Annotated in this window: 11 protein-coding genes; 3 read left to right on the forward strand and 8 right to left on the reverse strand. The window is 59.1% G+C overall.

The annotated features are described in order from the left end of the window. Positions 1–11: 11 nt before the first annotated feature. Positions 12–542, forward strand: coding sequence for a hypothetical protein (locus QA644_RS29990; protein ID WP_283072799.1), 531 nt, complete (start codon positions 12–14; stop codon positions 540–542). Further along, positions 539–1663 carry a hypothetical protein gene (locus QA644_RS29995; RefSeq protein ID WP_283072800.1) on the forward strand — a complete coding sequence of 375 codons (1125 nt, stop codon included), beginning with the start codon at positions 539–541 and terminating at the stop codon, positions 1661–1663. The genes QA644_RS29990 and QA644_RS29995 overlap by 4 nt, the downstream gene beginning before the upstream one ends. Before the next feature lie 645 nt (positions 1664–2308). Here QA644_RS29995 and QA644_RS30000 read toward each other — a convergent pair. The 5 genes from QA644_RS30000 to QA644_RS30020 all read right to left on the reverse strand — a co-directional run bounded on the left by QA644_RS30000 (position 2309) and on the right by QA644_RS30020 (position 9271). After that, positions 2309–5569 carry an error-prone DNA polymerase gene (locus QA644_RS30000; RefSeq protein ID WP_283072801.1) on the reverse strand — a complete coding sequence of 1087 codons (3261 nt, stop codon included), beginning with the start codon at positions 5567–5569 and terminating at the stop codon, positions 2309–2311. Continuing rightward, positions 5566–7080 carry a DNA polymerase Y family protein gene (locus QA644_RS30005; RefSeq protein WP_283072802.1) on the reverse strand — a complete coding sequence of 505 codons (1515 nt, stop codon included), beginning with the start codon at positions 7078–7080 and terminating at the stop codon, positions 5566–5568. Before QA644_RS30005 ends, QA644_RS30000 begins: the two co-directional genes overlap by 4 nt. Then, positions 6998–7756, reverse strand: a complete 759-nt coding sequence (locus tag QA644_RS30010) for an ImuA family protein (RefSeq protein ID WP_283072803.1) — start codon at positions 7754–7756, stop codon at positions 6998–7000. Before QA644_RS30010 ends, QA644_RS30005 begins: the two co-directional genes overlap by 83 nt. Positions 7757–8597: 841 nt before the next feature. After that, complete coding sequence (locus QA644_RS30015) at positions 8598–9020, reverse strand: type II toxin-antitoxin system VapC family toxin (protein ID WP_194730743.1); 423 nt, start codon at positions 9018–9020, stop codon at positions 8598–8600. Beyond that, complete coding sequence (locus QA644_RS30020) at positions 9017–9271, reverse strand: type II toxin-antitoxin system Phd/YefM family antitoxin (protein ID WP_283072804.1); 255 nt, start codon at positions 9269–9271, stop codon at positions 9017–9019. Before QA644_RS30020 ends, QA644_RS30015 begins: the two co-directional genes overlap by 4 nt. A gap of 495 nt (positions 9272–9766) precedes the next feature. Here QA644_RS30020 and QA644_RS30025 point away from each other — a divergent pair, with 495 nt between their 5' ends. Further along, complete coding sequence (locus tag QA644_RS30025) at positions 9767–10609, forward strand: SHOCT domain-containing protein (protein ID WP_283072805.1); 843 nt, start codon at positions 9767–9769, stop codon at positions 10607–10609. Positions 10610–11131: 522 nt separating this feature from the next. On the opposite strand, the gene QA644_RS30030 is transcribed toward QA644_RS30025, so the two are convergent. From QA644_RS30030 to QA644_RS30040, 3 genes are all read right to left on the reverse strand, one after another. Beyond that, the gene (locus QA644_RS30030; protein ID WP_283072806.1) at positions 11132–11536 is read right to left on the reverse strand and encodes a type II toxin-antitoxin system VapC family toxin; all 405 of its coding nucleotides are present in this window, start codon (positions 11534–11536) and stop codon (positions 11132–11134) included. Then, the gene (locus tag QA644_RS30035) at positions 11533–11766 is read right to left on the reverse strand and encodes an AbrB/MazE/SpoVT family DNA-binding domain-containing protein (RefSeq protein ID WP_283074055.1); all 234 of its coding nucleotides are present in this window, start codon (positions 11764–11766) and stop codon (positions 11533–11535) included. The genes QA644_RS30030 and QA644_RS30035 overlap by 4 nt, the downstream gene beginning before the upstream one ends. Positions 11767–12062: 296 nt before the next feature. Further along, positions 12063–12266, reverse strand: a complete 204-nt coding sequence (locus tag QA644_RS30040; protein ID WP_283072808.1) for a hypothetical protein — start codon at positions 12264–12266, stop codon at positions 12063–12065. Positions 12267–12278: the final 12 nt, after the last annotated feature.

Raw genomic sequence — 12278 nt, forward strand, 5'->3', positions numbered from 1 at the left:
GAGGAATTGGCATGCGTCTCTTATTCATCCTGATCGGTCTCATTGGACTGGCGTTTCTGGTGGTAGTGGAGATGCCATCGTACGAACTCACCGCCTACCCCTCGGATTTTCAAGGGGCAGCTGGGATTCAACTCTCGGAAGAGGCCACCAGCCTCCTGACTAAAACAAAAGCGACAGCGCTTTCTCTTGTCGAGCGCCAACGTCGATGGCAAACAATTGCAGTCTGGCTTGGGTTCATAGGGCTTGCCCTAACTGCAGTTGCTACACTCGTAGCTGGTTGGAAAAGGCGCCAGAGCCAACTGGAAAAAGAAGAGTTCTTGAATAAGAAGATCATGGCAATTGGGGCACTTACAGCCATCGCGACACTCGCAACGGGAATGGGGGACTTTGTCGAGAAGACGGGCGAGAAGGCCCTTGATGGCAAAATTTCAGCTCTGAAGAGGGCCCTGATTGAAGTGCCTGCAGAGATCGCAGCCGACCCCGCCGCTGAGCGCGGGATTCTAGCCTCACTTGAAATTACGCTGAAGGAAAATAGTCCATGAGCTTAGCTTGTTTGGTCTTCGCCGCGTTTCTTTCCGCAAATACCTGTCCGCCGAATCCGCCAGATGTTGTCATCCAACTAGGAGAGGCAACACTCCTTCGGCCGCACATTGAGAAATCAATTGCAGTTGCCAACGAAGTACTGCAAGCGGCGGATGAGTCGTTCCGCGTAGTGGCATCCTGGCAGCTGAACGGCCGCGGGTTGTCTGATGATGAGATCGTAATCTACCTCATCAAATCGCCCGCTAGCGCGCGATTGCTTGTGCAAGAGCGCCAAGAGCTCGAAGAAATTATTAGCACGATTAGCACAGATTTCGAGGGCATCGCAGAGGGATCAGACGAATGTAGCGATATTCATGAATGCGTCGAGGCACTCTATCCGGAGACGACGGTCAATCTCGTAATGAAGGCGCTGAACCGGCAGAATCGATGGGAACTGGCCAAGACCTCGCCGGAGTGCCGCTGCATCATCCTCATTGAGCAAGACCTGCTACTCTATCGTATCGTCTTTGGCGCGAATTGGGACAAATACATACTTTTAACCCGCTTTGATAGCGCCGAGGAATTTCGAACGGCACTTGCGGCTAATCGGATTCCCCACGACCTTCTCGACGGTGAGAGCGTACCGCTCGAGGCCATGGTTGCATTTCTGCTGCTGCACGAGATTGGCCACCTCACGAAGGAATCGTTGCAGATACTTACGAGCGAAAACGCTGATATGAAGGCATTTTTTAGCGGTATGGACGCCGAGCAACTTGAAGAGCTTCGTGCCGATGCCTTCGTAGCGCGGGCGCTTGCTGCCCGCTGTTTCGAGAAGAAACCCACCGGATTGTCAATGCTTACCTGTACCACGCCACCTGCACTGTCGACGCTGACCTTCGTTGTCGGGATGAAAGGCAAATCCAAGGACGCACGATGCCTGCGGTACTTGGACACGGTGGCTGGCTATCCGAACTGGGAGGCGAGGCTGTTACTGCTAAATTATCAATACTTACCCGACTCGCATGGCGGCCAGTCCGGATTGATCACTTATCTTTCGGCCCGCCAGGAGCTTCTCAAACAGCCATGGATCAGAGAAAGCGAAATCTGCCGTAGGGCAGTTCCACTTTCTCTAAGGAAGTAGCTTCCCTACCGCTCTGTCAACCCAACGCGCATGCAGTTGGGGGCCGTTTCGCGGACGAAAGCAGGCAAATCCACCGTGCAGCAGGTCGTCATTACCCCACAAACCGTACCTATTCAAACTTGATACTTGCTCCTTGAAGTCGTCCGGCCAATGCCGCCGCACTTGCCGCGGAGCTCCTTCCAATAGGCCGCGACGGCCTCAATCATATGGAAGGTTGTCCAATCGCGTGGCCTTGGTCAAGAAGGCTGAGGCGTTCGGCAATCTTCGCCGTGTTGCAGGACAAGCAACGCGGCGTGAGTTTACTGGTTAAATCGGCCGCCCTCAGCGGCGATGTTCTGCAGAAGCTGTCCAGTGCCGAGAGCAGGGTTGTCACCGCGGTCGACATATGGTCGCCGCACAATGGTCTTCGCAGGTAGGACCTTCCTAAGTTCTACGCGCAGTCCCTAACGAGCTGCAGCCTTCGCCGAGCTTCAAGTCGATTGGGCCGATGTCTCGCCTTCGCCGTCCCGGGTTTGCGCAATCCGCGCTGAGCAGCCGACCCGGTGGAAGGAGAAGCGCGATGGCGTACGTCGCAGCAACCCAGACTAACTTTGAAAATGTGATACATCGTGACGGCAACGTGCAGTCCGTCAATGCCTTTGTCGATCAATGAAAATTCCGGCTCTTGATCTTCAGCGTGTCGATGTGCCGATCGGGTTCGTAGAGATCTCGCGGCGGGGCCAAGAGCTTTGGTTGATCCCGCGGATCCGGTGAACCGCTTCCGTGGACGACCCCGTCACCGCGACCATGTTGCAGCGGAAACGCCCCGTCACGCTCGCCGAGACCTCCGAGTTCGGACGACAGGTCGAACAGCCGCTGAGCGACCAGATGGACGACGTCGCCCTCGCGCTGGATCTTGCCATTGATGGCCAGCATCGTGGCCGACAATACGACCCGCCTCTGTTTCTCAAACAGGCTCGGCCAGATGACGGCGTTGACGATGCCGGTCTCATCCTCCAGCGTCATGAACATCACCCCCTTGGCCGATCCGGGCCTTTGGCGCACGAGGACCAGTCCCGCCGTCATCAGCCAGCGCCCATCGCGTTCGGCCGTCGCCTCGCCACAGGTGACAATGCTCCGTTTCCTGAGGTCATTACGAAGGAAGGATACGGGGTGCTGACGCAGGGTCAGACCCGTGTGGCTGTAGTCTTCCACGACCTCCATGCCCTGTGTCATCGATCTCAATGTGACGTCAGGTTCCTGCATTTCCGGGATCGCCTTCGCCTGCCGCTCCGCTGCGGCGACCCATAGTTCGAGCGGTTCGTCGCGCAGCGCCTTGATCGCCCAGAGCGCCTCGCGCCGTTCAAGGCCCATAGACGGGAGGAAAGCGTCCGCTTCGGCAAGCTTGACCAGAGAGGCCGTAGGCACGCCTGATCGCCGCCATATGTCGTCGGCCGAGACGAAAAACTGTCCGGCGCGGGACGTGACGATCCGCGCGGCGTCTGCCGTCGCCAAACCCCGCACCATCCGGAATCCAAGGCGAACAGCGCGGTGGCCCGAACCCGCCCCGTCTTCCAGGGTGCAATCCCAGCGGGACCGATTTACGCAAACGGGCCGGATCTCGATCCCGTGAGCCCTGGCGTCGGCAACGATCTGAGCCGGAGCATAAAAACCCATCGGCTGAGAGTTCAGGAGAGCCGCGCAGAAGGCGTCCGGATGGTGGCATTTCACCCAGCTCGAGGCGTAGGCGATTAGTGCAAAAGACGCCGCATGGCTCTCGGGAAAGCCATAACTTCCGAAACCTTCGAGCTGACTAAAGGTCTTTTCAGCGAATTCCGGCGAATAGCCGTTTTTCACCATGCCGGACACCAGCTTGTTCTTGAACTTCGAAACCCCTCCCGTGTGCTTGAAGGTCGCCATCGCGCGCCGCAGCTGGTCCGCCTCTCCCGCGCTAAAGCCGGCGCAGACCATTGCGACCTTCATCGCGCTCTCCTGAAAAAGCGGCACGCCAAGCGTCTTGCTCAGCACCGCCTCCAGTTCCGGGGTCGGATACTCCACCTTCTCCCGGCCTTCCCGCCGCCTGAGATACGGATGCACCATGTCACCCTGGATCGGCCCGGGTCTCACGATCGCCACCTGGATCACCAGGTCGTAGAACGTCCTCGGTTTCAGCCTCGGGAGCATAGACATCTGGGCGCGCGATTCGATCTGGAACGTCCCAAGCGTGTCGGCCTTGCGGATCATCGCGTAGGTCGCCTGGTCCTCCTGCGGAATTGACGCAAGGTCCTTGTTATCACCCTTGTGTTCGGCCATCAGCGCGAAGGCCTTGGACATGCAGGTCAGCATTCCAAGCGCCAGGACGTCGACCTTCATGAAGCGCAGCGCATCGATGTCGTCCTTGTCCCATTCGACGACCTGACGGTCGTCCATCGCCGCTGGCTCGATCGGCACGAGGTCGTCCAGCCTGTCATGGGTCAGTACGAAGCCGCCAGGATGCTGTCCAAGGTGACGGGGCGCACCCATCAGCTGCCGGGCAAGATCGAGGGTCAGCCGCAGGCGGTAGTCCGAGGCGTTGAGATTGTTCTCCTTGAGATGCTTCTCGCTGACGCCCTCCGACCAGCCCCAAACACCGGATGAAAGCTGGGCGATCATGTCCTCGGGAAGCGAAAGCGCCTTGCCGACGTCGCGCAGCGCACCCTTCGTGCGGTATCGCGTGACCGTCGAGCAGAGTGCGGCCTTGCTCCGGCCGTAGGTCTCGTAAATCCACTGGATGACCTCTTCGCGCCGCTCGTGCTCGAAGTCCACGTCGATGTCCGGCGGCTCGTTGCGCTCCTGGCTCACAAATCGCTCGAATAGGAGATCATTGGTTTCCGGGTCGATCGACGTGATGCCGAGGCAATAGCAGACAGCCGAGTTTGCCGCAGATCCCCTGCCCTGACAGAGAATGCCCTTTGAACGGGCGAACCGCACGATGCTGTAGACCGTCAGGAAGTAAGGTGCGTATTTCATGGTCCTGATGAGTTCGAGCTCATGCTGGACTGCCCTCCTGACCTTGTCGGGAATGCCCTCGGGATATCGTTCGGCCGCCCCTTCCCAGGCGAACTTCGTAAGGCTCTGCTGGGCGTCGAGGCCCGGAACGATCGCCTCCTCGGGATACTGATATTCAAGTTCGCTCAGATCGAAACGGCAGCGGTCGGCAATCTCCCGCGTTCGGGCCAACGCTTCGGGGTATTCGGCAAACAGCCGATGCATTTCCTCGGGAGCCTTGAGGAAGCGGTCTGCATGCCGCTCGCGCTCGAAGCCGACATCGTCGATCGTTGTCTTGTTGCGAATGCAGGTCACGACGTCCTGTAGCTGGCGGCGGGAAGGCTCGTGAAACAGCACGTCGTTTGTGACAACTGTCCGAACTTTGAATCGGGTCGCCAAGGTCGAAATACCATGGAGGCGCAGCCTGTCGTTCGGCCGCCGCCGGAGACAGAGGCTGATATAGGCACGGTCATCGAAGAGCTCGGCGAGCTTGCGCAACTGCATGCCGCAGGTCTCGTCTGCCTCGTCCGGAACGAGGACTGCAATAAGGCCATCGGCGTACTGGACGAGATCCGAGAAATCGAGAACGCAGTTTCCCTTGCCGCCCCGCGATTTTCCGAGCGACAGCAGACGGCAGAGCCGCGAGTAAGCCGGACGATCTGTCGGGTAAACGAGGATCGACATGCCGTCCGAAAGGTCCAGCCGGCATCCGACAACGAGCCGCACGCCGGTCGTCTTCGCCGCCTCCCAGGCACGCACGATTCCTGCCAGAGTATTGCGATCGACGACGCCGAGCGCATCGATACCGAGGACCGCGGCTGTGGCAAAGAGTTCCTCAGCGGAACTGGCGCCTCGCAGGAAGGAGAAATGCGTCGTGACCTGGAACTCGGCGTATCTCATCCGAACACTCCATGGAGGAACCACTGGTGGGAGCCGGTCTCCGCATCGACACCGTCGCCGGCCCGAAAGATCCAGTATCGTTCGCCCACCTCGTCTTCGACGACGAAGTAATCCCGAACCGCGGACCTCTCCGTGGGGCGAAGCCACCATTCGCCGAAGATGCGTTCTGGACCGTCGGCGCGTTTTACGCGTCGCCGCTTACCGCGCCAGGTGAAGACGGCAGGTGGCTGGTCGGGAAGCAGGGCGATCACCTCGATCCGCTCGGGCGTCGAAAGCAGACGTGACGGCCTGGGCCACTTCGCCGCCCAGTTCTCTCCGGTTTCACCTGCCGTCGGACTGATCTTCCTGACGGACCTTTCCGGAACGTCGGAAGCAACGGGGGCGACGCGATAGAGACGCTGGCCGCGATTGCCGAGGATATCGACCAATGGCGTCACGTCGACGATCGTCTCCTCGATCAAAGAGGAGGCGATTTGCTTCTCCACCAGCGGCTCGACCATAACCGCAACGAGCGCCATCTTCTCGATTCCGAAGCCAGGATCGATCTTCTCGATGCGGTCGCAGAGGAGTTTCGAAAGTCGGGCGGGCTCGCGGACAGGCTTTGCGAGGCCCGCCCGCAGACATTGCCTGATGTTGTCCACGCGGTGAATGATCAGGTCGCATCGGCGTACGCCAAGCCCTCGCTCCTCCAGCCTGGCCGTCAATTGAACGACGAGGCGGCGCGTGTATTTTGCGATGGTTTCGGCCGCGCCGATCGGTTCGGAGAAATTGCGGGATACCTCGACCAGGTCCGGCGTCCGGATCGGGTCAATCGGTTCGGCGATCCGGCCGAACATCTGGTCCAGGCGACGGCCGGGTTCCGGACCGAAGCGAAGCGTCAGGGGTGCGCGCGGCATTGCCGAGAGGTGGCCGACGGTATCAACACCGAGCACCCGCAGACCCTGGACCATTTCCGATGGCAGCCTGAGACAGTGGATCGGCAGTTCGGTTACCGCCTTGGCGACCGCTCCAACTGGGACGACGGTCGTTTCGTCCGAAGCAAGCCTCGCAAGCGCGTGGGCCGCACCCCAGGTATCGGCTACGGCTGCCTTCGCTGACAATCCCTTCGCCCGCAGTCTGTTCACCAGACCGCTGACGAGGAGGGCTTCGCCGCCCTGCAGATGATCCGCCCCCTCGGTGTCCATCACGAAGCCATCTGTCCCATCCACGGCGACCACCGGCGTGTACTGCCGGAGTGCCCAAAGGGCGAGCCGCTCGAGCGCGGCGGCGTCCTCGCCAGGAGCCGCGTCAACCATGACCAGATCGGCGACCATCGCCTGAGCCTTGCTGGCGGGCATGTCGATTCTTAGACCTAGCTTTGACGCATTGCAGTCGGCGGCGGAAATCCATCGCTTGGAGCCGCTCTTCGAGATGACGACGAGCGGGCGTTCAGCTGGCACGGCTTCTGCTCCATGCCGTCTGATCCGATCCGTGGCCAGACGCGGGAAGTAGACAGATACGACCCTTGGCATCGCAGGCTCCTATTTCAAACTCAGCACACTCGCCCGCCTTCACACGCATCAATTCCGCCAGCCATCGCGCCCGGCCGACACCGGCAACGGGAAGCGGTTCGGACGGCAAGACGCTCACGCGCCATCTCGTTGTTGCAGCGGTGGGCTGGCCGTAGTCCGAGGCTTCCGTCTGCCGCCGCCAGCGCCGGAGCGCTATACCCATCGTGCCGGTCTTTTCGGCTGCCAGCTGGAGACGGCGCGAGGCTGTCATGGGAAGACGTACGAGCTCGCCGACCACCGCTCCAAGGCCACCGAAACCGAGGCCTTCTTCCATCGAAGCCAACACATCCTCTTCCCGGTCGGCCTCGCAGAAGATCACCCGGTCGGCATGCAGCCCCGCCTGAGATATGGCCGGAAAAAACAGGTCGGGCCTTGTCAGGCACCACAGGATTTTACCCTTTGTGCGGGCGGCGATTCCCGCCGTAAACAGCGCTGCGGCCGCTCCATCGACAGTCCCTGTCCCGCCGCCGGCGACCTCATGCAACGCTCCGTATGAAAGGCCACCGCCCGGAAGGTGTCCATCGATTTCGGCGACCCCGAACGGCAGCACGACCTTGCGGCGGCCAGCCGTTCCTTCGAGATGCTGGATACGGTCTCGAAGCTCGGAGAGGGTAAGGTTCGCGCGCGGCTGCGCCATCTGTGGCTTTCGTCAAAAGCAGGTTTCCATCTCGTTAAAAGCGAGAATGTTCCTCTTTTGTTCCTATGCGAAAAGCGAGTCAATCGGCATGTTTCGGATGGCATCTCAGTTCAAGCGTCCTCCACAGGACGAAAACTCGTGATCCATTAGAGAAATCAATGCGGTACAGGGAGCCTGTCCACAGCGGTCGAAAATGTCATCGATGAGAAAAGATTCCTGCGGCGGCGCAACTTTGAGTGAGCGGTCTCGGGCAACGTGAATAAAAGCCAGACCTGTTGCCTGACGCTAGTGTGTCGCCACGCACTTGCACCGAAGCCCGCCGCGGACGTCAACAATTTCCCGGCCGACGACCATTATTTCTTCATCGACGCCTGCGCGAGTGCATCGTGCTCTACGAGCTCGACGACTGGCCGCTGGCTGAAGCAAGAGCTCTCTGCGGATGCGTATAGGGTGGCGAAGGAGCATTTCGCACTGAACCTTGAAGCCCGCAGGGTCGGCACGCGCGGAAGCCAGTACCGTCTCATCGTCAAGGGTAATATAACGGCGGCTGCCATTTCGAGCCCTCTTTGGTAAAGATAGGAATGCGAAGTAGCTCACCGGATAAGCATGCCTAACCGAGGCCTCACTGACGTCATATGCCTTGGCAGCGGCGCGGATGCCGCCATCCTGTCTCGCAGCGGCAGCAACAGCGGTTGGGACGCTCGTAGCCAGTATCTACTGGCTACTAAAAGAACGAGCAGGATCTGCAATCACGTTAAGCCGACTTCCGCCTAGCCATCAGATAAGCGGTTTCCTATCAGAACCGAACTCGACCGTCTTGAGAACGGGATGGAATATTCTATCAACCCTGCCAAGGATCGACTATGACCACGCCAGTGCCCTCGAAGTCCCTGACATTGCGCGTCACGACGGTCATGCCGTGAACCAGAGCGGTCGCGGCAATTAGCGCATCGGCCTCGTTGCGCCTGTCAGGAATATGCAAATGCGCGCAGCGTGTCGCGATCGCGTCATCTATCGGCAGGATACGGCCTGCGAATTCCGGGCGCACATGATTGTCGAGCCATGAACGCAAGCGAGCGCCCTGCGCCGCGTCCCGGCGCTGCACACCGAGTATACCCCGTTCAAGTTCAAGGATGGTGATCGCCGAAATGTAAAAACTGACTGCATCTTCCGCGTCGATCCACGCCACCACATTGGCATCGGCCTTACCGTCACCAATCTTGCGCAGTTCGGAGACGACATTGGTATCGAGCAGATAGATCAAGATAGATCGACTCCGCGCGGCGTAATCTCAACGCGAGGCGGATCAAATTCGATTCCCGAAAGGCCCGGCATTGCGAGAGCATCGACGAGGCTGCGGTGCTTGCCGGTCAGGCGCTCGAACTCGTCATAGCTCATCAGCACATGGGAAGGCTTTCCCCGATCCGTGATGATAACCGGGCCCTTTATGGCAGCCTTCTTGGCTTTGCTGACGTCGTGGTTCAACTCGCGGCTGGAAAGGGTTGTGATGTTCATGGCACGCTCCCATGTAGGTATTTACCTACATATAGCAATTGAGGATGGAAAGACAAGTCTGGACCGTTCAAGGTGGACGTCCCAGGCCGTGCGTTAGGTTGAACCCGACGCCGAATAGTGCCGGGACTGTCGACCTAGATCTGTTTTGACGATGCGACCGCATCTATCGATTTGTTGCGACCGGTCGCAGAGTTTTTCATCTCGACGTCCGCAGTAATCGCGGCGTGGTCGGCAGATTGTACGAAGATGGCGTGACTTTGCCCGCAGTCGTGGCGCTCCGGCATCTGAGGTCAAGATTATGGAAGCAGTTTTCGAACGCGGCGATATCGGCGCATGAGCCTACGCCGACGATGTGACGGTAGAACCGGTGCGATATCTTGTGACATTTGCCACCTAGTTCCGTATTGTTCTGATGTCGTGGAGAGCTTCTTGACTTCGTTGCGGGGCTCGGCCTTGCGGCGTGCACGCTTTCTTCATCAGCCAAGGGCGATCACGATGAGACAACTCAGTGAAGAGGGTCGACGGACCCTGGAGGAAATTGCACAGCGGTACGGGGTCAGCCTTGGCGCGGTCGAGCACCTTCTGATGGCGATTATCGCCGGGCAGGCGACACAGGCTCAGTTCAACCATCCTGATCTCGGTGGCATGGGGCAATGGTCACAGGGCGGCATGATCATGGTCGGCGACATGTTCAACCATGCTCTGAAGGCGAACGTGGCGGGGATTTGTTCCGAGCTTGCGGCCCTGGTGCGCAGCACAGATTTGCTGGACCCGCAGAGGTCGCACCAGTCCCAATACCAAGGTCAGGACGGCGTCAGTCTGTTCGTGCCTGGGGCGTTGTCGGCCGGCAACTGGTGGCCCGAAGAGCTCGGGCATCCTGCCTCGACCGGGGCGCAGAATGACCTGCGCTATGCCTTTTTCCCGACAACCCGACGACTGGCGATCGATGTCGGCGGCCGGGTTACGGTCTACGACACGAAGGACCATCGCATTGGCGGTTTCTCGCAACAGCAAAGCAGCGACCAGTCGCTGGCCTTTACGTCTCAGCATGGGCTCGTGAAAATTTCGGAACTGGATGTGGTCCGTCAGGACGGCAAGGAACCGGCGGGCACGTCGGCTACCGGACCATCTGCCGCGACCGTTGCGCCATCGATATTCGCATCGTCCGCGCCGGAATCCACCGAGCCACAACAAGCGGCGCGTCCAGCGCCGGAGGCGCGTCGGTCCGATGAGGACATCTTCGACAAGATCGAACGCCTCGCGGCCTTTCATGCAAAAGGTATTCTCACAGATCAGGAATTCGAAGCGAAGAAATCGGAGTTGCTCAGCCGACTATAGCATCCGACGAACAGCGGCTTGCCGGACGCAGATCAGTTGATGGCTTTCCATCGAGCCCGGATAATCACCGTGCGGGCCGCCTGCAAACGTTCATCGCGGATCTTTACCCATCGATCGGATTGTGGTGGCTTTAGCGTCTCAGAAACACCTACGGTGCCGCGTGACAAGGTTTGATCTCATCTGCGAGATCTCAAGAATGAAATCGCCTTCGCTGGTGGAAAGCGTCAGGACGGCGTGTCCTATCTCAGGAAATGCAGCATGTCAGCCTCTGGCTCTTTATTCTGCCATGTCCCGCGCAAGGCGCAAGGAATAAAGATTAGGAATGTCGCTCGACATATTCATGAAAGCACTCACTGCCGACCCTCACCGGTGAAATAAGTTCAAATCCTTTTCCGCGTTTCGGGGCCCTCAATTCGTAGTCTGGATGCCAAACTTTGCACGCAGATCTGAACCCGGAGTTTTGTCACCACATCAGGGGACGCGGACACGGCGCGGTACAACATCCACTGCAAATCTTTCTGGCTACGCGTGCGGCGTAATCAGCGTCACTGACGGAAAATATGTGCGGTAGCGGCCAAGGTCGCGGGTGAGCAACGGAAGCTGACTAACCGCTGCATGGGCACCTATGAGAAAGTCGGGCAATACGCCAGTCTTTGATCCTCCGGCGCGGCGATACTGCGTAAATATCTTGCCGGCAAGGAAAAGGGCGGCTCGCGGCATTGCAGTCATTTCAAGCCCAGCCTCGTCGAGGAATGCCTCGAGTTCTTCGATACGATCGTATCGCACCGCGAGCTCGGCGTATACGGTATCGTTAATCAGTAAAGGCCCATCGAGGCTCGCCGCTTCAAGTTGCGCAATCGACCAATCCGCCCACTCCGGATCATCGGTGACAACGTCCAGGAGGATATTGGTATCAACGAGGGTCAAGTTTCGCCACGTGTCAGTGCCATGATGGCATCGGTGCTGAGCCCTTTGCCCGCATGACCTCGCAACTTCGCAAACCGGCTCACAGGCTGCTTCTTGTCCGCCCGCACCACGACAATGCTGCCATCGGCGGCGCGGCGGAAATCAACCTTGCTTCCGGGACCGATTCCCAACAGATCGCGGACGGGCTTTGGAATGGTCACCTGCCCCTTTGCTGTCACTGTCGTCGTCATTTGACCCTCGGTAATACCTGATGTCCAGAAGGTATTACTTTGCGAGCGTGAAATCAATGAGGCGGTCTCCATGATGATGTGCTTTCACAGGTGTCGTGCCGGTGGCGCGCCGCTAACCCGCGAAGCCGAATGAGGTTCGAGCGGATCGCGGCCAGATCGGTAGCGGCATGACGTGATCGTCGCGCTCGAGCATATGGATGTGGATCGGTCCGAAGATCCGAGGGTGAACACCGCATATCTCACGATTTGGAACGTGCCGATCACGACGTAGTGGTGACGAAGGTGTTTATGAGCGGCTACCGGGTTGATTCACGCGACAGGTATTCGGCACCCCAAACGACCGCGCCGCCATCGGCCTCCCCACTGGAGAGCGCGAAGAGTTCGAGAAGGGTGTCGAAGAAGGCGCTTCGATAGCTGGCAAGTGTCATGGCGTAGTCCCTGGCCGGAAACCAACTTGCGAAATTGGATGCGGTTCCCTGCTTTGGAAAAAAGTCAACCATCCGGAACACTCG

It is taken from the genome of Rhizobium sp. CC1099 (assembly GCF_029714385.1).
GTDB lineage: Bacteria > Pseudomonadota > Alphaproteobacteria > Rhizobiales > Rhizobiaceae > Rhizobium.